Annotated in this window: 22 protein-coding genes and 1 other annotated feature; of the genes, 18 read left to right on the top strand and 4 right to left on the bottom strand. The window is 35.8% G+C overall.

Annotation, left to right across the window (positions count from 1 at the left end; translation table 11 throughout):
- Positions 1-100: 100 nt before the first annotated feature.
- Complete coding sequence (locus BW732_RS02165) at positions 101-670, bottom strand: GNAT family N-acetyltransferase (protein ID WP_077275253.1); 570 nt, start codon at positions 668-670, stop codon at positions 101-103.
- 233 nt (positions 671-903) lie between these two features.
- On the opposite strand from BW732_RS02165, the gene BW732_RS02160 reads away from it, so the two are divergent.
- The 9 genes from BW732_RS02160 to rplL all read left to right on the top strand — a co-directional run bounded on the left by BW732_RS02160 (position 904) and on the right by rplL (position 9,180).
- A complete protein-coding gene (locus BW732_RS02160) occupies positions 904-1,896 on the top strand; it encodes a LacI family DNA-binding transcriptional regulator (protein WP_077275252.1) in 993 nt (330 codons plus the stop codon).
- Between the two features lie 171 nt (positions 1,897-2,067).
- The gene (locus BW732_RS02155) at positions 2,068-3,384 is read left to right on the top strand and encodes an ABC transporter substrate-binding protein (protein WP_077275251.1); all 1,317 of its coding nucleotides are present in this window, start codon (positions 2,068-2,070) and stop codon (positions 3,382-3,384) included.
- A gap of 46 nt (positions 3,385-3,430) precedes the next feature.
- Positions 3,431-4,312 (top strand): carbohydrate ABC transporter permease, encoded by an 882-nt coding sequence (locus BW732_RS02150; protein WP_077275250.1) that lies wholly within the window; start codon positions 3,431-3,433, stop codon positions 4,310-4,312.
- The gene (locus BW732_RS02145) at positions 4,312-5,160 is read left to right on the top strand and encodes a carbohydrate ABC transporter permease (protein ID WP_077275249.1); all 849 of its coding nucleotides are present in this window, start codon (positions 4,312-4,314) and stop codon (positions 5,158-5,160) included. The genes BW732_RS02150 and BW732_RS02145 overlap by 1 nt, the downstream gene beginning before the upstream one ends.
- Before the next feature lie 28 nt (positions 5,161-5,188).
- Positions 5,189-6,676 carry a glycoside hydrolase family 32 protein gene (locus BW732_RS02140; RefSeq protein ID WP_077275248.1) on the top strand — a complete coding sequence of 496 codons (1,488 nt, stop codon included), beginning with the start codon at positions 5,189-5,191 and terminating at the stop codon, positions 6,674-6,676.
- A gap of 136 nt (positions 6,677-6,812) precedes the next feature.
- Complete coding sequence (rplK, locus tag BW732_RS02135; RefSeq protein WP_077275247.1) at positions 6,813-7,235, top strand: 50S ribosomal protein L11; 423 nt, start codon at positions 6,813-6,815, stop codon at positions 7,233-7,235.
- 109 nt (positions 7,236-7,344) lie between these two features.
- The gene (gene rplA / locus BW732_RS02130; RefSeq protein ID WP_077275246.1) at positions 7,345-8,034 is read left to right on the top strand and encodes a 50S ribosomal protein L1; all 690 of its coding nucleotides are present in this window, start codon (positions 7,345-7,347) and stop codon (positions 8,032-8,034) included.
- Positions 8,035-8,088: 54 nt separating this feature from the next.
- Positions 8,089-8,214, top strand: a sequence feature (ribosomal protein L10 leader region).
- Positions 8,215-8,250: 36 nt separating this feature from the next.
- On the top strand, positions 8,251-8,754 hold the full coding sequence (rplJ, locus tag BW732_RS02125; protein ID WP_077275245.1) for a 50S ribosomal protein L10: 504 nt from the start codon (positions 8,251-8,253) through the stop codon (positions 8,752-8,754).
- A 60-nt stretch (positions 8,755-8,814) separates the two neighbouring features.
- On the top strand, positions 8,815-9,180 hold the full coding sequence (gene rplL, locus BW732_RS02120) for a 50S ribosomal protein L7/L12 (RefSeq protein ID WP_077275244.1): 366 nt from the start codon (positions 8,815-8,817) through the stop codon (positions 9,178-9,180).
- 25 nt (positions 9,181-9,205) lie between these two features.
- Here rplL and BW732_RS02115 read toward each other — a convergent pair whose 3' ends face one another.
- Complete coding sequence (locus BW732_RS02115) at positions 9,206-10,234, bottom strand: PocR ligand-binding domain-containing protein (RefSeq protein ID WP_126844115.1); 1,029 nt, start codon at positions 10,232-10,234, stop codon at positions 9,206-9,208.
- 173 nt (positions 10,235-10,407) lie between these two features.
- Between BW732_RS02115 and BW732_RS02110 the strand changes: the two genes are divergently transcribed.
- The 4 genes from BW732_RS02110 to dhaL are packed head-to-tail and all read left to right on the top strand — an operon-like array spanning position 10,408 to position 13,608.
- Positions 10,408-11,547, top strand: coding sequence for a glycerol dehydrogenase (locus tag BW732_RS02110; RefSeq protein ID WP_077275242.1), 1,140 nt, complete (start codon positions 10,408-10,410; stop codon positions 11,545-11,547).
- A 42-nt stretch (positions 11,548-11,589) separates the two neighbouring features.
- On the top strand, positions 11,590-11,988 hold the full coding sequence (gene dhaM / locus BW732_RS02105; RefSeq protein WP_077275241.1) for a dihydroxyacetone kinase phosphoryl donor subunit DhaM: 399 nt from the start codon (positions 11,590-11,592) through the stop codon (positions 11,986-11,988).
- Position 11,989: 1 nt separating this feature from the next.
- A complete protein-coding gene (dhaK, locus tag BW732_RS02100; protein ID WP_077275240.1) occupies positions 11,990-12,973 on the top strand; it encodes a dihydroxyacetone kinase subunit DhaK in 984 nt (327 codons plus the stop codon).
- Between the two features lie 20 nt (positions 12,974-12,993).
- Positions 12,994-13,608, top strand: a complete 615-nt coding sequence (gene dhaL, locus BW732_RS02095; protein WP_077275239.1) for a dihydroxyacetone kinase subunit DhaL — start codon at positions 12,994-12,996, stop codon at positions 13,606-13,608.
- A gap of 99 nt (positions 13,609-13,707) precedes the next feature.
- Here dhaL and BW732_RS02090 read toward each other — a convergent pair whose 3' ends face one another.
- Positions 13,708-14,517 carry a DUF92 domain-containing protein gene (locus BW732_RS02090; protein ID WP_077275238.1) on the bottom strand — a complete coding sequence of 270 codons (810 nt, stop codon included), beginning with the start codon at positions 14,515-14,517 and terminating at the stop codon, positions 13,708-13,710.
- Positions 14,518-14,637: 120 nt separating this feature from the next.
- On the opposite strand from BW732_RS02090, the gene BW732_RS02085 reads away from it, so the two are divergent.
- Positions 14,638-16,092, top strand: a complete 1,455-nt coding sequence (locus BW732_RS02085; protein WP_077275237.1) for a nicotinate phosphoribosyltransferase — start codon at positions 14,638-14,640, stop codon at positions 16,090-16,092.
- Between the two features lie 45 nt (positions 16,093-16,137).
- On the opposite strand, the gene BW732_RS02080 is transcribed toward BW732_RS02085, so the two are convergent.
- Positions 16,138-18,051 (bottom strand): fructose-1,6-bisphosphatase, encoded by a 1,914-nt coding sequence (locus BW732_RS02080; RefSeq protein WP_077275236.1) that lies wholly within the window; start codon positions 18,049-18,051, stop codon positions 16,138-16,140.
- 153 nt (positions 18,052-18,204) lie between these two features.
- Between BW732_RS02080 and BW732_RS02075 the strand changes: the two genes are divergently transcribed.
- From BW732_RS02075 to manA, 4 genes are all read left to right on the top strand, one after another.
- Positions 18,205-18,900 carry an O-methyltransferase gene (locus BW732_RS02075; RefSeq protein ID WP_077275235.1) on the top strand — a complete coding sequence of 232 codons (696 nt, stop codon included), beginning with the start codon at positions 18,205-18,207 and terminating at the stop codon, positions 18,898-18,900.
- A 122-nt stretch (positions 18,901-19,022) separates the two neighbouring features.
- Positions 19,023-20,030: an adenosine deaminase gene (gene add, locus BW732_RS02070; RefSeq protein ID WP_077275234.1), complete on the top strand. Its 1,008-nt coding sequence runs from the start codon at positions 19,023-19,025 to the stop codon at positions 20,028-20,030.
- A gap of 120 nt (positions 20,031-20,150) precedes the next feature.
- On the top strand, positions 20,151-21,170 hold the full coding sequence (locus tag BW732_RS02065) for a serine hydrolase domain-containing protein (RefSeq protein WP_077275233.1): 1,020 nt from the start codon (positions 20,151-20,153) through the stop codon (positions 21,168-21,170).
- Positions 21,171-21,217: 47 nt separating this feature from the next.
- On the top strand, positions 21,218-22,183 hold the full coding sequence (manA, locus tag BW732_RS02060; protein ID WP_077275232.1) for a mannose-6-phosphate isomerase, class I: 966 nt from the start codon (positions 21,218-21,220) through the stop codon (positions 22,181-22,183).
- The last annotated feature ends 66 nt before the right edge of the window (positions 22,184-22,249 follow it).

The raw sequence follows: 22,249 nt of genomic DNA, 5'->3' as shown, positions 1-22,249 counted from the left end.
TTTTTATTTTAACTAAAAAAAGCGATCAAATAAATGAATTTTACTCATAAATTTGATCGCTTTTTTGTTTTATTCAGAGACTTATGTCACAGCCTCTTTTTTAGTTTATAAGCCATTGTAAATGGTCATAGCGATGGTTTGATAGGGTTGTTTCGCCCATTTTTTTAAAGCCTTTTTTTAAATAAACTTGTTGTGCTTGTTGATTGATTTGATCACAATTTAAACCAATCTTATCACATCCTTGTTGACGTGCAATTTCGGGTAAAGCATCTAATAATGAGTTTGCTACTCCTTGACGACGAAAATCAGGTGACGTTACCAAAGTATCGAGGTACCATTCGTTTGGAAATGCTTCTATTTCAGTAAAGAAACGATAATCATCGGATAAACCATGTTCATTTAGTAAGGTGATAAAATCAGCATCAATTGTTTTTTCGCGTTTATCTGGATAACCCACAGCAATTCCAGCAACTTGACCATCAATTTCTTTAACGATCATTGTTTGGTACCCGTAACGATAAGTTGGATATTTAGTATAGGCTTCTTCGAGTAAGTTTAGAACTTCTTCATCAGATAGCTTATCAAAAACAGCCAATTCCATATCTTTTAAAATAATCATAACTAAGTTAATCACATCTGTGACATCTTTTGGTTGAGCTTGTCGAATCATGTAACATCCTCCTAAAATTTATACTAATCAACTCTATCACGCCCTCAAAAAAAGGGCAAACATTATGAAAAATATTGGTTAAAATAAAAATAGATAGTAATTTTTGTTATGATTTCAAAAATAGAAAAAATATTATTGGAAATATCTGTTAAACTTAAAATTAATATTAATTTGTTGTGTTCTGTTATACAATAGTCGTATAGTTACTACATTAAAAAACTGTAGGTGATAAAATGAAAGCAACCATGAAAGACGTTGCCGCTTTAGCAAATGTCGGGCTGGGGACTGTATCACGTGTTATTAATGGCGTGAAAGTAAAAGATGTTACTCGAGAAAAAGTTGAAGCAGCCATCGCAGAGTTGAACTATGAGCCTAATGAGTATGCAAGAGGCCTGAAAACGAATCGCACGAATACAGTCGCATTAATTTTGCCAACGATTTGGCATCCTTTTTTTTCAGAATATGCTTATTATGTTGAGACAGAATTGACAAAATCAAATTATAAAATGCTACTATGCAATGCCGATGATGATTTGGCAAAAGAACGAGACTACATTCAAATGGTCAAGCAAAATAAAGTTGATGGCTTAATTGCTATTACTTATTCGGATATTGACCCTTTTGTCTCAGCAGATTTACCGATTGTTAGCATTGACCGCCATTTTACTGAGGATGTGTGCTATGTAACATCGAATAATTTTGCAGGAGGTCAGTTAGCTGCAAAAGAATTAATCACACGTGGATCGAAAAAAATTGGTTTTATTGGTAGTATCTCTGCTCATCACAATGAAACGACTAAACGTTTGTCAGGATTTAAGGAATATTGTGAAGGAAATGCTATTGATTACGCTGTTCTCGAAATGATCGAACCAATTAATGATTTTGAACAGCAAGTGACTGATTTTTTTACTGCGAATCCTTCACTAGATGGGTTGTTTGTGATGAATGATTTGATGGCAGTTGATGTGATTGATTATTTAATGCTTGAGACGAATCAAAAGATTGGTGAGACAATTCAAATTATTGGATTTGATGGTGCTAGTTTAGTTAAAGGACGTAGCAAGTTGCTATCGACAATTGCACAACCAGTCCAAGAGTTGGCAAAAGTGTCTGTTAAAAATATTTTAAAACTAATCTCCGGTGAGGAAGTTATTAAACGTTCGGTTTTACCCGTTACTTTTCATGAAGGTAAAACAACTTTTGAAAAAATGATAAAAAAAGATTGACATCCAATAAAAAGGGTGTTAATTTTATATCATAAAAAGGAAACGTTTCCAAATTTTCTAGTGCGAAATAATTGAAACGTTTCCTATTTTTTGAATAAAATAATTGAAACGTTCCAATTTTTAGGTCAAGATATTTAAAACGTTCCAAATTTAGATAAAAGGAGAATGAAAATGAAAAAGCTAGTGTTATTTTCTGCGACGGTTGCGTTAGTTTTAGGTGGACTTTCTGCCTGTGGTAAAAAAGGTAATCAAAGCAATACGAGTTCAGACCCAGGCGAAATTAAAGTATGGGTACAATTTTCGGATGAGACTGCTGAAGGAGCTGCTTGGCAAGAAATTGTAGATAATTTTAATCAAGAGTTCAATGGTAAATATAAGGCGGTCACAGAATACATTCCTAGAAGTGGGAGTGGTGGCGGTTATGAAGATAAAGTGAATGCTGCAATCACAACAAAGACTTTACCAGATGTGATTACACTAGACGGACCGAATACAGCAGCTTATGCACATTCCAAAGTACTAGAACCGTTAGATGAGTATTTGGATGATGATGATATGGCTGATGTTCTGCCAAGTATTAAACAGCAAGGAACATATAATGGAAAATTCTATGCCTTTGGTTATTCTGAATCGAGTGTTGGTCTTTATTATAATAAAAAAATGTTTAAGCAAGCTGGCATTAAAGACTCTGAATTACCAACTTTAGATAATCCATGGACATGGACAGAGTTTCAAGATGTGCTAGAACGCTTGCATAAGGAGTTTGAAGCACCGGTCTTTAATATGCAGTTAGCCAATAAAGATGAGATGTTAACGTATGCTTATACACCATTCATCTGGTCAAATGGTGGAAGCATTGTAAATAAAGAAGGGACAGAAACAATAGGCTATTATAATTCAAAAGAAACAGTTGGCGCTTTAAGCTATATTCAAGAATTAATCAAAAATGATTATGTTCCTGTGACCCCAGTAGAAAAAGGTTTTGAAACGGGTAAATACCCAATGTTACTAAGTGGTTCATGGACAATGGCTGATTTAGAAGGCAATTATAAAGACATCGATTATGGTATTCTACCTTACCCAGTGTCAGATAAGACGAAAAAATTAGTGTCACCAACAGGTAGTTGGGCTTTAGGGATGACGACGAATACGGAGAAAAAAGATGCATCTGCTGAATTTATTAAATTTGCTACAAGTACTGAGTCAAGTAAGATTATGAGCTTAGGTAACAGTGTCTTACCAATCAGAAATTCAACGATTGATTTAATTAAAAATGACGTTCCAGAAGGTATGAAGATGTTAATGGAACAAAATCAAGTATCTGGACGTGCTAGACCAGTTGTCGTGGCTTATCCACAAGTGTCAAGAGCCTTCCAACAGTCGATTCAAGATATTACGTACTATAAAGAAAATCCTGATATTCAAGCAGTAGCGGATATTCGGGCGAAAGAGATGCAACAAGCAATTAATAATTTATTAAACAAATAATACTGAACGAAAAAGTTTTAGGGTTGTTCAGTCAAGGAGGATTATCATGCGAGAAAAATCAACACTAAAAGAAAATTTGATTGGCTATGGTTTTTTAGCCCCGGCATTGATTTTATTGACTATCTTTTTAATTATTCCAGTAGGAATGGTTTTCTACTATGCTTTTACTGATTATTATTTATTAACACCTGATGCTCGCCAGTTTATTGGTTTAGATAATTTCAAAAGGTTAATTGGCGATCCGATTTTCTTGAAAAGTATTTTTAACACAGCGAAATTTGTAATTTGGATTATTCCAGTTCAATTAGGTGCAGCCCTAGGAATGGCTCTATTAATCAATAAAAAGCGTAAAGGTAATATGTTCTTCAAAGTTGCATTCTTTGCACCAGTTGTTATGTCTTTAGTTGTTATTTCGATTCTTTGGTTATATTTGTTGAACCCAAATGAAGGATTGATTAATGCGATTTTAAATCGTTTTGGAATTGAGTCTTTACCGTTCTTAACTAGTCCAAGTCAATCAATGTATACAATTGTGTTTGTATCAGCATGGCAAGGAGCAGGCTATCAAATGTTATTACTATTGGGTGGTATGCAAAATATTCCGCAAGATGTCTATGAAGCAGCAGAATTGGATGGCTTCACAAAGTTCCAACAATTTCGGTACATTACCCTACCATTACTTAAACCAACTGCTATTTTCGTCTTGTTAACAACACTAATTTCAGCATTTAAGCTGATTGTTCAACCAATGATTATGACTCAAGGTGGACCAATGAACTCAACAATGACGATGGTGTACTATATTTACCAAACAGGATTTACCGACCGTCTAGTTGGCTATTCAAGCTCAATAGCTTTAGTCTTTACGACATTAATTGGCTTGATTACTATTACGCAACGAAAACTGATTAAGGAGGATAAAGACTAATGAAAAAGCGAATTAAACCGACAAAAATATTAGAATATGTGTTATTATTCTTAATAGTAGCCCTGTTTTTATTTCCAATGATTTGGATGATTGTGTCGTCAATGAAACCAGAAGCCGATGTGTACCATAATTTAACTTCCATTAAAGCTTTTTTACCTAGTTTTAATCCTGCTAATTGGTTTAAAACGTATGAAGAAGTCGTTAGTCGCTTTAGTGTGGGTACTTATCTATTAAATAGTATTTTTTACGGTACAACGTTTGCCTTAGGGTCGATTTTAGTTAACTCACTAGCGGGATTTGCTTTTGCAAAAATTAATTTCGTTGGTAAAAAAGTGATTTTTGGTTTACTATTAGCACTTTTAATTGTTCCAGTTGAAACGATTTTGATTTCACAATTTACGGTAGTGAATGCTTTAGGTTTAGTTAATACGCGCCTAGCAGTCATTTTACCAGCGATGGCGAGTGCTTTTAATATCTATCTATTTAGAAACTTCTTTATCGCGATTCCAGAAGAAATCATCGAATCAGCAAAATTAGATGGTGCATCAATTGTCCAAATTTTCTTTAGAATTATGTTACCAATGGCTAAACCAGCAATTGCCACAGTAGGTGTCTTGTCTTTCATTACAAGTTGGAATGATTATATTTGGCCACTAATGGTGTTAACCGATAAAAGTAAATTTTCAATACAAGTCGCGATTACCACAATTAATACAACGCAACCGGTCTTAATCAATCAAGTAATGGCGGTCTTAACAATTTCGACTATTCCATTAATTATTGTTTATATTGTGGCACAAAAATATATTTTAGATGGTTTAGGTGGATCAGGAACAGGAATTAAATAAAGTTTGCCGGTGAAAGGATGAATAATGAATGAATTTATTAGAAAAAGCCAATCAGTATATCAATGCTGAACGTGAAAAAGTGGTTGATACCTATCGTCACGCATTTCACGTTATGCCACCAATAGGATGGTTAAATGATCCCAATGGTTTTGTTTACTTTCGAGAGGAGTATCATTTATTTTATCAATTTTATCCTTATGCAAGTGAATGGGGACCAATGCACTGGGGACACTCAAAGTCAAAGGATTTAATTCACTGGGAAGAATTGCCTGTTGCTCTAGCGCCAGAGTTAGATTATGAACTTGATGGGTGTTTTTCAGGTAGTGCCATTGTTAAAGATGACCGTTTATATTTGATGTATACAGGCCATTATGAACGAGAAGGCAAACGTCGTGAAGTTCAATGTTTAGCTGTTTCAGATGATGGGATTCACTTTGAAAAAATTGCTAGTAATCCGGTGATTGACGAGCGACAATTAAAAAATTATGGTGATATTCAAGAATTTCGCGATCCTAAAGTATTTCAACGAGGAGAAAGTTATTTTACCGTAGTTGCCACAAAAACTGAAAATGAACGTGGTCGAATTTTGATGTTCCAGTCGAAAGATTTGTTAAATTGGACTTTTTATTCTGTTGTTTTAGAGGGTGAGTCTCATCAAGGCATTATGTGGGAATGTCCTGATTTATTCCATTTAGATGGAAAAGATGTTTTGATTATGTCACCAATTGAAATGGAAGAAGATGGCCATAGTTATCACAATATGAGTTCAACAGTGGCTTTTATCGGTCAAATGGACTGGGAAAAAGGGACATTAGCGGTTGAGAATTATCATGAAATTGATGGTGGATTAGACTTTTATGCACCACAAACGTGTCAGAATGATAAAGGTCAACGTATCATGATTGCCTGGATGCAAATGTGGAAACGTAATATTCCAACACATGATTTAGGCCATGGTTGGGCTGGAGCAATGACATTTGCTAGAGAGTTATCAGTTATCAACAATCGTCTTTGTCAGCGACCGGTAGAAAGCCTCTATAATCAACTAATAGTCGGTGAAGAGGAAGAAAATCGTGTGCTGTCAAGTGAAGATAAGTGGGTAAGTGCGCCACTACTAAGTACCCAAAGTTATGCTAAATTAGTGATTCAACCAGAAATGTCTACAGAAGTTAACTTACGTTTATTTGCGATTGATCGTGATGAATTATTGGTGACCTACGATGTAACGAATGAAATTTTAACTGTGAATCGAGGGAAATTAGGTTACGAGATTATTGGTGCGGAACAAGAACCGTTGTTTGAACGATCAATGAGTGCGTCTTTAGTTGATGGAAAATTAACATTGGAATTTGTCCGTGATAATGCTTCGATTGAGTTATTCATTAATAATCGTGATGCTATGACTTTTACGTTCTATCAAAAAGAGGTTGGTCAAAATCTAGAATTAACAAGTAATCAAGGTGTTATTCTGAAACAGGCAAAAATTGCTAAAATAAATTGTGGAAAAGCAAATTAAACTCTTGCCATTTTGGATTTTGTCAGATATAATTATGAAGTGCGTGTAATGACACGTGCTTCTTTTTTATGGAAGCGTGGGAGGAGAAATTTTCATCTCCATTAAACCACATCACGGACTCAAGGAGGTATGTCTCGTGGCAAAGAAAGTAGAAAAATTAGTTAAATTACAAATTCCTGCAGGGAAAGCAACTCCAGCTCCACCAGTAGGTCCAGCTTTAGGTCAAGCCGGTATCAACATTATGGGATTCACTAAAGAATTCAATGCTCGTACAGCAGACCAAGCAGGTTTAATTATTCCAGTTGTAATCTCTGTATATGAAGACCGTTCATTTACATTTATTACAAAAACTCCACCAGCTGCAGTTTTATTGAAAAAAGTAGCTAAAATTGACAAAGGTTCTGGTGAGCCAAACTCTAAAAAAGTTGCAACTGTAACAAAAGATCAAGTAAAAGAAATTGCTGAATCTAAGATGCAAGACCTAAACGCAGCTGACGTTGAAGCAGCTATGCGCATGGTAGAAGGTACTGCACGAAGCATGGGTATCGTTGTTGAGTAATCAGTCTAACGACTAACCTAGAAGTAGCTTCTCAGTCGATTTATATTGAAAAATATAAATGCGTGGGAGGTTAAGCCGCTATAACCACAATCAAGGAGGAAACACAAACATGGCTAAAAAGAGTAAAAAAATGCAAGAAGCATTAAAAAAAGTAGATACAACTAAAGAATACGCATTAGCGGAGGCTGTAGCCTTAGCTAAAGATACAAACATTGCAAAATTTGACGCAACAGTTGAAGTTGCTTACAACTTAAATGTTGACCCTAAGAAAGCTGACCAACAAATTCGTGGTGCTGTTGTACTACCAAACGGTACTGGTAAAACTCAAAAAGTTTTAGTATTTGCTAAAGGCGAAAAAGCAAAAGAAGCAGAAGCTGCTGGCGCTGATTTCGTTGGTGATGTAGACTTAGTTGAAAAAATTAAAGGTGGCTGGTTTGAATTCGACGTTATCGTTGCAACACCAGACATGATGGCACAAGTTGGTCAATTAGGACGTGTTTTAGGACCTAAAGGCTTAATGCCAAACCCGAAAACTGGAACTGTTACTATGGATGTAACAAAAGCTGTTGAAGATGTAAAAGCAGGTAAAGTAACTTACCGTGTTGACAAACAAGGTAACATCCATGTACCAATCGGTAAAGTATCATTTGAAGATGATAAATTAATCGAAAACTTCCGCACAATTAACGATGTAATCCTTAAAGCTAAACCAGCTGCAACTAAAGGACAATATATCACTAACTTAACAATCACGACTACTTTTGGACCTGGTGTCAAAGTAGATAAATTTTCTTTCTAAAAATTAACTGAAAATAGTTTGACTTAGGTAACTAGCTATGGTATAGTTACCTAGGTTAATCTTAATAACTAGCCGAAGACAGTAGGTGACGCAAGTCTTAATTTCCTACCGAGGACCATATTGAATGAAATCAATAGTCCCTCTATGTCAACGGTGGCATGGGGTTTTTTTTGTTGAAAAATCTCACCATCTATTAATTCAGGAGGTGAAAATATAATGAGTGAAGCATCAATCGCTAAAAAAGCGCAAGAAGTTGAAGTAATCGCTGCTAAGTTTAAAGAAGCTGCATCTGTAGTAGTCGTTGACTACCGTGGATTAACAGTAGAACAAGTAACAGAATTACGTAAACAATTGCGTGACGCAAACGTTGAGATGAAAGTTATCAAAAATGGTATCTTACGTCGTGCTGCTGAACAAGCTGGTTTATCTGGTTTAAACGAATCTTTCGTAGGACCAACTGCCGTAGCTTTCAGTAACGAAGATGTTGTAGCACCAGCTAAAATCATGAATGATTTTGCTAAAACTGCAGAAGCATTAGAAATCAAAGGTGGCGTTATCGAAGGAGACGTTTCTTCAATCGAAGAAATTATCGCTTTGGCAAAATTACCAAACCGCGAAGGTTTACTTTCTATGTTACTATCTGTACTACAAGCACCTGTACGCAATGTGGCTTACGCTGTCAATGCTGTTGCAGAAGCAAAAGAAGAAGAAGTAGCTTAATTGCTGCCTAAAACAAAAAAATAAACAATAATCTAAAGATTATTTACGGAGGAAACTATAATGGCATTAAATATTGAACAAATTATTGCTGATTTAAAAGAATCAACTATTTTAGAATTAAATGACTTAGTTAAAGCTATTGAAGAAGAATTTGGTGTATCTGCTGCTGCTCCTGTAGCTGCTGCTGGTGGAGCTGCTGAAGCTGCTGCTGAGCAAACTGAATTTACTGTTGAATTAACAGCTGCTGGCGACCAAAAAGTTAAAGTAATCAAAGCAGTTCGTGAAGCAACTGGTTTAGGATTAAAAGAAGCTAAAGCTTTAGTTGATGGCGCTCCTGCGGCATTAAAAGAAGGTATTTCTAAAGACGAAGCTGAAGCATTAAAAGCTTCTTTAGAAGAAGTTGGCGCTTCAATCACTGTAAAATAATTCTTATTAAAGAATATAAGCCTAACTACATTCGTGTAGTTAGGCTTTTTTTGTGTAGCTTACGATAGGCTAATGGTGTCACGCCTAAGTGTTTTTTGAATAAGCGAACAAAATAACTGGTGTCAATATACCCTAAACTATCGCTAATTGATTGGACTGGAAGAGACGTTGTTTCGAGTAGTTCTTTTGCCCAACTAAGTTTTAATTTAATATAAGCAACTTGAAAAGATTCACCTAGTTCTTCTTTTAGTAAACGACTTAGATAGCTAGGACTGAGATGTGTGATAGTCGCTAAATCATTTAAACTGACCAGTTTTGATTTATTCACATAGAGATAATCAATTGCTGGTTGCAATTGCTGATTACTGACTTTGATGCTATCTCGTTGTGTTTTTAATTTTTGATCTAGTAGTGTTGCATCGATATCTTTCTTTAAAAATTCTAGTGACTCAGTATGCAATGAGTCCATATCGCTAATATCATTAGTTGAACTTAGATGAAGGCTATGCTTATAAGCGTTAACTAAATAGTCTTTTTTTATAGCTTCTGATACGATGTATTCGCTGATTCTTTCGAGCATATTAGCACTCTTTTTTAAATCATCCAATGATAATTTTGGGTAAAGTTGATAAAGATCTTGATGCGCTAGTTTAAAATCTTGTAGCACTTTATTATCAGGAAGTGTTAAGACTTGTTCTAACTGTTCATGTCCATCTTCTAAGTGAATCTCACCTGCCATAATGGCACCAACGTAATCCCCGTTTAAAATGATTGGTATGGCCATATCAATAATGTCAAAATGACAACGATAAATAAAAGGTTGCCCAGTTCGTACGGCTTCTAAGCCACCTCGAGCATCACATTTTTCACAGAATTTTGCTAGTTCTGGTGTTTGCCTAGCTAATTGACAAAAAGGTTGAACTTGACTATGCTGTGTGACTGGTTTCCCCTTGTAATCTACTAAAATAATGGCTAATTGAGTAGCAATCGCAATTGATTCTTGAACTTTTTCCCACTTTTCTAAATCTAACACCTTTTTTAGTTCAAAAGTCATTCCCATTAATTTTCACCTTACCCTCTTTTTGATATTTATTTCACAAAAAGCAAATTAATGCTATTTAGCAATATAAGTCAATTCTATTGTATAAGAAAGTGACAATAGAATCCAATGATTAATTAGTGAAAACGTTTTATTATAAAGATGTCAACAAGAAAGGGAGATAAATGATGAGAAAAGCACTAATTTTACCAACTAAATATGTTCAAGGGGAAGATGAATTACTAAATCTAGGTTATTTTGTTTCAACGTTTGGTGAATCCGCTTTATTAATTGGACACCCAAGTGATGTTGAGCGTGTGCGCCCACAGTTAGAAGCAACAGCTAAAAAATTTAGTATTCGCTTTGTTGAAGGCGGTTTCGGTGGTGAAGTAACACGTGAAGAGACCAAACGATTACAAGAAGTAGCTAAAAAAGAAAAAACAGATTGTGTGATTGGTTTAGGTGGAGGTAAGGCAATTGATGCATCTAAAGTCGTTGCTGAGGGTGAAAACTTAATTGTCGTACCAACAATTGCTGCTCAAGATGCACCAACATCTCACTCAGCTGTTTTATATCATGCAGATGGATCGTTTGATGATTATGCTTATTTTAAACAAAGTCCAAGTGTTGTCTTAGTTGATACTAAAGTTGTGGCTAAAGCACCAACACGTTTCTTAGTGGCTGGTATGGGTGATGCGCTATCAACTTATTTTGAAGCAAGAGCAACACATAATTCATATTCACGTGTTAATGCTAGTTTACCAATGGGATCACGCGAAGGTTTAACACCTAATGCAAGTGGTACATATGCTGCACTTGAAATGGCACATTTATGTTGGAAATATCTACAAGAAGATGGCCTTCAAGCAAAAATTGCCTGTGATGCTGGTCTTGTCACTGAGGCGTTTAATAAAATTATTGAAACAAATATTTTATTGTCAGGCTTAGGTTTTGAAAGTGGTGGTTTAGCGGCTGCACATGCAATTCATAATGGTATGACAGTTTTACATGGTGCACATGGCGCCTTACATGGTGAAAAAGTAGCATTTGCCACAATCGCTCAATTAGTATTAGAAGATGCAGATAAAAATGAGTTAGACGCTGTTTTAGCTTTCTGCGCTTCCATTGGATTACCAATGACTTTAGCAGATTTAGGTGTTGAATCTATTACCTATGAAGAAGCATTAGCAGTAGCCAAAATTGCGTGTATTCCTGAAGAATCAATTCACTCAATGCCATTCCCAATTGTGGAAGAAGAAGTAGCAAATGCTATTATTGTGGCTGATAAATTAGGTCATGACTACAAAAATCGTAATGGACTATCATAATTAAGTTACTAAAATTCTAATGTATAAGGAATGATACATAATATGCGTAAAATAATAGGTTTAGTCTCACATAGCAAAAAAATCACAGATGGTCTTAAAGAAATGATTGACCAAATGAGTCAGACGGATCAAGTCGAAGTCTTGTCTCTTGGCGGAACGGCAGATGGTGAATTGGGTTCAGATCCGACGTTGATTTTAGATGCATTAGACACACTTGATACTACTGATATATTTTTTGCTTTTGCGGACTTAGGTAGTGCCGTGATGAATGTCGAAATGGTGGTAGACATGATTGATGAAGAAAAAAGAGCACGTTATATTTTAGTTGATGCTCCTTTAGTCGAAGGCGCTTTTGCTGCAGCAATTACAGCAGGAGTAACAGATGATATTGAGCAAATTATTCACGAAGCAAAAAATGCTGGAGAAAAAGGGTGGAGTTAAGATGAAAAAAATTATGAATCATCCCGCATCGCTTATAGAAGAAATGCTTGAAGGAATCGTTCAATCCTATGCGTCACTTGTCCATCGCGTAGCTGACTCGCGAGTAATTGCCAAAAATCAAGCAAAGAAACAAGTTGGACTAGTCTCAGGCGGTGGTAGTGGACACGAACCTGCTCATGCCGGCTTTATTGGTGAAGGCATGCTTAGTGCAGCTGTTCTTGGAGATGTTTTCACGTCACCAACACCGGATCAAATTCTACTAGCTATTCAAGAAGCAAATCAAGGGCAAGGTGTCTTATTAATTGTCAAAAATTATACGGGTGACTGCCTAAACTTTGAAATGGCTCTAGATATGGCTGAGATGGAAGATATCGCTGTTGAGATAATCGTTGTCGACGATGACATTGCTGTTGAAAACAGCACTTATACAGCTGGTAAACGTGGTGTTGCGGGGACTATTTTAGTTCATAAAATTTTAGGACATTTAGCACGCCAAGGGACATCCCTATCAGAACTAAAAACTATTGGTGAGCAAGTAGTAAAAGAAATTAAAACAATTGGTATTGCCTTAAAAGCAGCGACTGTACCAGAAGTAGGAAAGCCAGGTTTTGACTTAGCAGATGATGACATTGAATATGGGGTAGGAATTCATGGTGAACCAGGGTATCACCGTGAAAAAATCCAACCATCACGAATTCTGGCTCAGAATATGCTAGATAAAATTTTAGCTGATTATGAAACAGTGCCAACACGTATTGGTGTATTGGTGAATGGTATGGGTGGTACACCTTTAATGGAACAGTTTGTTTATATGAATGATTGTTTACGTTTATTATCTGAGCGCGGGGTTGATGTTGTCTTTCATAAGGTAGGTAATTATATGACTTCCCTTGATATGCAAGGGCTATCACTGACTATTATTAACTTGTCAGAGACTGACTGGTTAGATGCCTTAGATAGTCAAGTAAATACGATTTCATGGTAAATAAGAAGGGATGACGACAATTGGAGTTTACGGTAACAGATAGCCAAAAATGGCTCAATAATTTTTCTGCTGAAATTGAAGCAAATAAAACTTATCTCAGTGATTTAGATTCATCGATTGGCGATGGTGATCATGGAAATAATATGGCGCGAGGTGTGGCCGCATACCAAGAAGCTTTAGTAAAGAATCATCCAACAACAATCAGTGAGACATTTAAAGTTCTCTCAATGGCGTTAATTTCGAAAGTTGGTGGAGCTTCTGGACCATTGTATGGCTCAGCTTTTATGGCGATGGCAAAAGCTAGTCAAGGGTTGACAACAATGACTTCTGTTGAAGAGTTAGGCCAAGTAGTTCAAGCTGGTTTAGAAGGTATCAAGGCTCGCGGTAAGGCTGAATTTGATGATAAAACAATGGTTGATGTGTGGGAACCGGTTGTGAATGAATTATTGCAAGGACGTTTAACCACAGAAACCATCCTGGCAGCCAAAAATCATACCAAAGATTTAGTCGCTAAAAAAGGCCGGGCTTCTTACCTAGGTGAACGAGCAATTGGTCATATTGACCCAGGAGCAGCATCAAGTGCGATATTATTTGATTGTTTAAAAGTTATCTTAGATGAATCAATAACACGCTGAGTCATTTAATTTTAGAGTGACAAATAGAGTTACTAATTATAAAGACCCACAAAGGTTGGCGCGTTGGCTTAACTTTTGTGAGTCTTTTTTTAATTAATTTTAAATAGTTAGTAGTAAATAAGCTAAGAAGAAAGTCAAAACAGTACTTAAAAAATTGACCGTATCATTAGTCATCCAAGGCCACCCTTTAATTAATTTATTGGGTTGTTTGTAGTGATTATCACGTTTTTCAGTCGGTTGATTGGTTTTTGAGTCAAGATAGAGTGCTTGAACACTTGCACCTAGTAGACTGTCGATGAGTGACGTAAAGCACCCAGATAGGAAAATAATGAGTAAGTCACTCCAACTAACAGGATCCTGAAATAACCATTGCAATATTCCGAAGGCACAAGCTATCAAGGCACTCCCAACCATTGATGCCAAACTCCCAATTACACTAACACCACCTGAAACGCCAGGTGTTAATGGCTCAAATGTAAGGAGATTATACGTCTTCCCTTTGAACCAAGCGCCAATTTCTGAACCTAAGGTATCGGCCGTTGATCCAGCTAAAATTGCTGTATAAATGACGAAAAAATTAATATCTTTAAAAATAGTCGCAAAAATTAAACTAATAATTGCCACAAGACTATTAGCGAAAACTTGTGAAGCGTCGCGTGCACCACTTTTTTCTGTAATAGTGTCGGGTTGTATTGTAGCTCTTAATATTTTTTTTAATAATTTGATAGCTAAAGAACCACCAAAAAATAAAATAATAATTCCCCATGTTGTAATAGTACCAAAAGTTGCGACCATAGTTCCAGTGAAAATGGTTGCTAATGCACCTGTTGTGGTTAAAGCATTTAGCTTATAACCTATAAAACTAATAAAACTACTACCACATAGACCAATTATGAAATAGAGTAACATAAAATAACCTCCTTTAAAAGATTAGGGACAGATACTTGTAAAAAAAGCGAAAAAGGTTGAGAAAGTTTAAAAAGACACGTAAAATGGAACGTATATAAATAATAAAGGTTGGAGAAAGATATGACTCAAAATTACAGCGATGACAGTCTTGCTTTACACACGGACTTTTACCAATTAAATATGATGAAAACTTATTGGGAGTTAGGTAATGATAACATAAATGCAGTGTTCGAATGTTATTTTAGACAGATGCCATTTAAACACGGTTACGTCATTTATGCCGGATTAGAACGTGTGATACATTATTTAGATAATTTAAAATTTAGTGAGAGTGATATCGACTATCTACGTAGTGTCACAGATTATCCTGAAGAATTTTTAACCTATTTAAAAGAGCTTAAATTCCGATGTACTGTTCGCTCAGCGCTAGAAGGCGAAATGGTTTTCAATAATGAACCTATTTTACAAGTGGAAGGGCCCTTAGCACAATGTCAGTTAGTTGAAACAGCTATTTTAAATATTATTAATTACCAAACTTTAATTGCGACTAAAGCTGCAAGAATTCGTGCAGTATGTGAGAATGACGCTTTAATGGAGTTTGGCACGCGCCGAGCACAAGAGATGGATGCTGCAATTTGGGGTACCAGAGCGGCTTATATTGGTGGCTTTGATGCTACTAGTAACGTTCGAGCAGGTAAGCTATTTAACATTCCAATCTCAGGGACACATGCACATAGTTTAATCCAAGCATATCGTGATGACTACGAAGGATTCAAGGCATATGCTCAAACTCATAAAAATTGTGTCTTTTTAGTCGATACTTATGATACTTTGAAGTCAGGTGTTCCTAATGCGATTCGCGTAGCAAATGAGATGGGCGATAAGATTAACTTTTTAGGTGTACGTATTGATAGTGGTGATATGGCCTATATTTCAAAACGTGTACGCGAACAATTAGATGAAGCTGGTTACACTGAAGCCAAAATCTATGCTTCAAATGACTTAGATGAGTCAACGATTTTAAACTTAAAGATGCAACGCGCTAAAATTGATGTTTGGGGTGTGGGGACGAAGTTAATCACAGCCTATGATCAACCAGCTCTTGGTGCCGTTTATAAATTAGTGTCAATTGAAAATAAAAGAGGTAAAATGGTCGATACGATTAAATTATCGAATAATGCTGAAAAAGTTTCAACACCAGGAAAAAAACAAGTCTGGCGTATTACTGGTAAAGATGATGGTAAGTCTGAAGGAGATTATATTACTCTATGGGAAGAAGACCCTCGTGAGCAAGAAGAGCTGTACATGTTCCACCCGATCCATACATTTATAAACAAAACAGTGACTAATTTTGAAGCTCGTCCGATTTTACAAGATATTTATGTGAATGGAGAGCGAATTTACAAACTACCAAATATCGAAGAAATTAAACAACGGGCAACCGCTAACCAAGAATCATTATGGGAAGAATACAAGCGGAATTTAAACCCACAAAAATACCCAGTTGATTTGTCTCCTAAGTGTTGGGAACATAAAATGAATACAATCAATGAAGTGAAAAAATCAGTTAAGTAAAAAAGTAACGACTAGTTGACAGTTTGTCAGTTAGTCGTTACTTTTTTAGCGTCTATTTTCGTAGGCAAGTAAATTCTCTAAATCACGAATTTCTTCTAGTAGCTGACGCCCAATAGTGGTATCACGGACTTTTTTTCGTTTAAGTGGCTTGTCAACCACACGGCGAACAGAAATTACATCATCATGATCAGTAAAAATTGTATCAATAGTTGAAAATGACTTATGCGCTGCTAGTTGCATCCCATATGAATTATAGAGCAGAGTGTAACCAGCTAGACCAGTTGTTTTTTGATATGGTTTAGAAAAGCCACCATCAATTACAAGCATTTTCCCATTAGCTTTAATTGGATTTTCACCTTTAATTTCTTTGACAGGAGTATGGCCACTAATCAAGTGACTATCGGGACTATTTAAACCGAACTCATTTAAAATACGATGAATAATCTCAGGATTTTCACGTAAAGCATAATAAGGATTTTTTGGTTCGAGATGGGTTTCTTTGTCTTCAATAAAGTAACGCTCGAAAGTAGTCATTTCTTTCTTACCAAATAAAGATGAACATTCGCCAGACCATAAATACCAAATTAAATCGGTGTCAAAATCATTCATGACATCGGGCTGTTTATAGGCTTTACGTAGTGAATATTCAAATAAGTCTAAGAGCTCTTTACCAGCGTAATGAATGCCATCAACTGGGAAGGCTTTAAAACTACCATCCTCTTTCAATGGAATACAGCCATGTACCAGTAAATTATCATTATAGACGAGATACATATTGCCTTTTTCAAATAAAAAGTCGATGTGACGTTTTAATTTTTCCGAATTAATAAAGTTTTTTAGTAAGCGTTGAATCACGTCAAATTCTTCAACAGTTAATTCTTCCACATTGTCAGGATTAACTGTTGTAAAACAAGTATTTGTTAGCGGATAGGTTTGCCCTTTAATCTCAACTTCCATTGTATCAAAGTTAGTCCGGCTCAGTAATTGTCTGTGCTCCATTTTAAATTCTGGGCGACGTTTAACCAAACGCTCCTCTAGTTTAAATTGTAAAACAGCTGCAGCTTGATGAATTTTTGTGGTTTCAAGTAACTCTTCTTCACTAACCTGACACTCGCCACTTAATTTAGGGCGAAAGGCTGGGTTATCTTCATAATATTTTTCTGCGTAGGTTAGCAATGGACGTAGATTAATTCCATAAACGTCTTCAATAATGTCAAGGTTATTATAGCGAGCAGAAATTCGAATCGTATTCATCATACAAATAGGTGACCCAGCGGCTGCTCCCATCCAGATAATATCATGGTTTCCCCATTGAATATCCACTGAGTGATGATGAATCAGTTCTTCAATGATTTTATCCGGTTCTGGTCCACGGTCATAGATATCGCCTACAACATGTAAATGATCAACTACTAATTTTTGAATCATATAACTTAAATCAATAATAATTGCATCTGCTTGTCCTAAATCAATGATTGTTTGGATGATTTGTTCATAATAATCTGCTTTATCTTCAGAACTCATGCTTTGATAAAGTAATTCTTGAATAATATAAGAAAAGCGTTTTGGAATTGATTTACGCAACTTAGAACGCGTATATTTTGAAGATGAAAAATGAGTTAGACGAACAAGTTGGTCGATTTTTACTTTGTACCAGTCATCATCATATTGGTTCATATCCAGTATTTTTTCAGGATAGTACACTAAAGTTGCCAGCTCGCCTTGAGCAACATCACTCAATTCACCTTTAAATAAATCGTGAATTTTTGCTTTGATATTACCAGAACCATTCCGCAAAATGTGCTGAAAGGCCCGATATTCCCCATGAATGTCACTAACAAAATGCTCCGTCCCTTTCGGTAAATTTAAAATCGCTTTCAAATTAATGATTTCGCTTACAATATCATTTTTCGTTGGATATTGTTTTTTTAGTAACTCATAATACTTATCCTTTTTCATAATGAAACTATACCTCTTCTTTTTATTTGTTTACAAAAACAATGATACATCATTTAATTTAAATATACCAATTTTTTAGCTAAGAAATTTGAATTACGTGGCGAAAATTTGTATAATCAGTGAGGGAATCAGAGAAAGGAAGAACGTAATCACATGAGAAATGAAATGATGCATCGTCCAGTCATTCAAGAGGACGTTTTAACATTAATGCGTCACCGTCAACCAGGTATGCCTGGTCAACTTGGAGAACTTCAAGCACAGGCAACTGCAGATGGTGTGCCAATTATACCAAATGAAACAGCAACCTTTTTAAATTTTTTCGTCAAACAAATTAAAGCAAAGAACGTCTTAGAAATCGGAACAGCAGTAGGTTTTTCTGGTAGTTTAATGGCATTAGCCATGAGCCCAGATGGACACGTTGATACGATTGACCGGTTTGATGTAATGATTCGTAAAGCAAAAGCCAATTTTGAAAAATTAGGTGTTGCAAAACAAGTAACACTACTTGAAGGTGACGCAAAGGATGTGTTACCTACATTAGAAGGGCCATATGATTTTATTTTTATGGATAGTGCCAAATCAAAATACATTGAATTTTTACCAGAATGTTTACGATTATTAAAAAAAGATGGTGTTGTTATGATTGATGATATCTTTCAAGCAGGTACTGTCATGCACGAGCGTTCTGAGATACCTAAAAGTCAACGCACGATTCATCGGAAATTAAACTTACTTTATGATACTGTATTAGCACATCCAGATTTAACCGTAACAATCTTGCCTCTAGGTGATGGTGTTTTAATGATTGCTAAAGATAAAGACAGTGTGGACATAACAATTAATGATTAGAAGCTAGGACAAATTTTGTCCTGGTTTTTTTATTCATTTTTAATTTGTCCCAAGCCATAGAGAATGCTATAATAAATAAAATTTGTAGCGTTTACAAATCAAAAATGGAGTGAGGTATATTAATGGACTATCGTATTGTGAAAGAATTACCTAAAATCGAGTTGCATTGTCATTTAGATGGATCAGTTAGTGTTGAATTGTTACAAGAGTTAGCTCAAAAAGATGGTGTGGCAGGTTTTGATCCTAAGAGTGTCCAGACAAGCCATGATTGCACCAGTTTAAAAGAATATTTATCTTGTTTCGAGCACATCTTACCTTTTTTACAAAGTGCGGAAAATCTTACTTTGGCAACTCTTGATGTTATACGTCAAGCTGCTTTAGAGAATGTTGCCTATCTTGAAATCCGTGTAGCACCGCTATTGCATCAGCAAGCTGGGCTCAGTCTAACCGAAGTGATTGATGCAGTCGTTTTAGGAGTCGAACAAGGTCGTACGCAGTATTTAACGAAAACTAACCTTTTAATTATTGGAATGCGTCATCATACTCATCAAGAACATGAAGCTTTGTTGGCAGACGTTTTAGCTAGTACAAAAGAGTCAATTGTTGGATTTGATTTTGCAGGTGATGAAGCGGCTCACGATACTTTATCAATTGCACCTAGTATTTCCGTCGTCCATCAATCCGGTCTTAATTTAACCTTACATGCAGGTGAATGTGGCTGTTACCAAAATGTTATTGAGGCTGTAAAATTAGGGGCAAAACGTATTGGTCATGGGATAGCAATTAAAGACAGTGAGGAAGCGATGGCGCTTTGTGCCAAAGAAAAAGTATTATTGGAGATGTGCCCAACTAGTAACTTACAAAGTAAAGCCATTCAATCTTTAGATGAGTTTCCCTTGCGTACTTTTTTTGCCAAGCAGGTGCCTTTTATGATTAGTACAGACAATCGAACAGTATCAAATACAACACTGACTGATGAATACATGCTTTTAGCGACACATTTCGGCTTAACTTATCGTGAAATGATGGAGATTAATCAGTGCGCAATGACGTACTCATTTGCAGATTCACTGACTAAGGCGACAGTTTTGGCAAAAATAAGCCAAAGTTACCAAGATTATCTTGATTAAACCGTTTTACCTAAAAAACCTGAATTCTAGTCAACTATGAATTCAGGTTTTTAGTTGGTATTTTACTTAATTTGTGTAAAAATAGTCACATAAATATAATGACTGATTGGAGTAAAGTATATGTATCCTATAATTCAACAAAAAATTAAAGAATTATGTCATGACGGAGTATTTCCTGGAGCGTCTTATGCTGTTATTAAAGGCGCAACAATTGATTGTCATTATGAGGGGCTAAAACAAATTTTACCAGTGCCAAAACCAATTGCACCCAATATTAGGTATGATATGGCATCATTGACTAAGGTTGTTTGTACAACGACTGTCCTGTTAAAGCTTTTAGAAAGCGAACAGATTGATTTAAATCGGCCACTAACAAATTATCTAGCAGGTTGGACAGATTCTGCTGTGACGTTGCGTCATTTATTGACACATACGTCTGATATCAATCCTTATATTAAGAATCGTGCTCAGCTAGATAAGCAAGAGTTACGTCAAGCCTTGTTACAATTAAAATCGGGAGATAGTATTGGTCAAAAAGTTGTTTATACCGATACTGGTACGTTATTAATTGGCTTTTTACTTGAACAGTTATATCAAAAACCAGTACAGCAAATTTTTATAGATGAGGTTTTAAGACCGCTTAACATGACTCAGAGTGGATTTAAATTAGTTGACAAGACACTTGCGGCACCGACTGAATTAACTGCAAATAGGGGGTTAATTCAAGGTGATGTGCATGATCCAAAGGCTTTTGTACTAGAAGATTCTTGCGGTAGTGCTGGTTTATTTAGTACGTTAGAAGATAGTATAAAATTTGTCGACATGTTGTTAAAACGAGGTCAATTGCCAGATGGGGCAGTTTTTTTACAAGCTAAAACGATTGAGGGACTTTATCAGGATTGGACACCCACACGACAAGGACATAGATCATTAGGTTGGGATTTATTATTTGATGATCATAAAGGACATAATGTTTTATATCATACAGGATATACCGGTACGTTTATGATAGTTGATTTAGCGTGTCAAGAAGCTTTTATTTTTTTGTCTAATCGTGTCCATCCGGTTGATAAGCGCTTGGATTATTTAGCTAAACGTGATGAATTGATTGGTCTATACAAAAAAAGAAAGACTGACTAAAGAAAGCGTGTTATACTGTAAGTGATTTTATAGAAGAGGTGACGAAGATGAACGAACCATTATTTTTAAAACCTGTCTTTCAAGAAAAAATTTGGGGCGGGCGTAAATTAGAAACGGAATTTCATTATCAATTACCAACTGGTCCTATTGGAGAGTGTTGGGCAATTAGCGCACATCCACATGGAGTTTGTACAGTCTTAAATGGTGAATTCCAGGACCAACGATTAGATGATTTATGGAAGAATCATCAAGAATTATTTGGTAATTCAAGTGAACCAGTTTTCCCACTCTTAACCAAAATTTTAGATGCGGAAGATGATTTATCGGTTCAAGTCCATCCTGATGATGCTTATGGACAAAAGCATGAGGGAGAGTTAGGTAAAACAGAATGTTGGTATATCATTGATGCCGACCCAGGTGCAGAAATTATTTATGGTCACCACGCACAAACAAAAGAGGAATTAAGCGAAATGATTGATTCTGGTGAGTGGGATGCCTTATTGCGTCGTGTACCAGTCAAACGTGGCGATTTCTTTTTTGTTCCAAGTGGGACAATTCATGCAATTGGTAAAGGAATTATGATTTTAGAGACACAACAAAGTAGTGACACAACTTATCGTGTCTATGATTACAATCGATTAGACGATGCGGGTAATCCACGCGAACTCCATATTGAGCAATCGCTTGATGTAACGACTGTTCCTAATCAAGTCCCAGAGTTAGCGATTAATCAATTAAATATTATGTCATCAAGTATTACTAAATATATTGAATCGGACTATTTCAATGTCTTTGAATGGGACGTTCAAGGTATTTTACAGTTAACAAAATCGGCACCATATACACTTGTGAGTGTCATTGATGGTTTTGGTTATCTGTATTGTGATGATGACCCAAGTCCTTATGAATTGGCTAAAGGCATTCATTTTATTCTGCCTAATACAATTAATAGCTGGCGTTTTGAAGGTGACTTAAAGTTGATTGCGTCAGAACCTGGACTTAAAAATCGCTAAAAAGAAAAATATGAAAAAAGATGAACCAAACACGATACTGTTTGGTTCATCTTTTTCATAGTCAAC

The sequence above is a fragment of the Vagococcus penaei genome, from assembly GCF_001998885.1.
In the GTDB taxonomy this organism is placed as follows: domain Bacteria; phylum Bacillota; class Bacilli; order Lactobacillales; family Vagococcaceae; genus Vagococcus; species Vagococcus penaei.
Note: the sequence above shows the minus strand (reverse complement) of the source record. Positions and strands in the feature narration are given on the sequence as shown.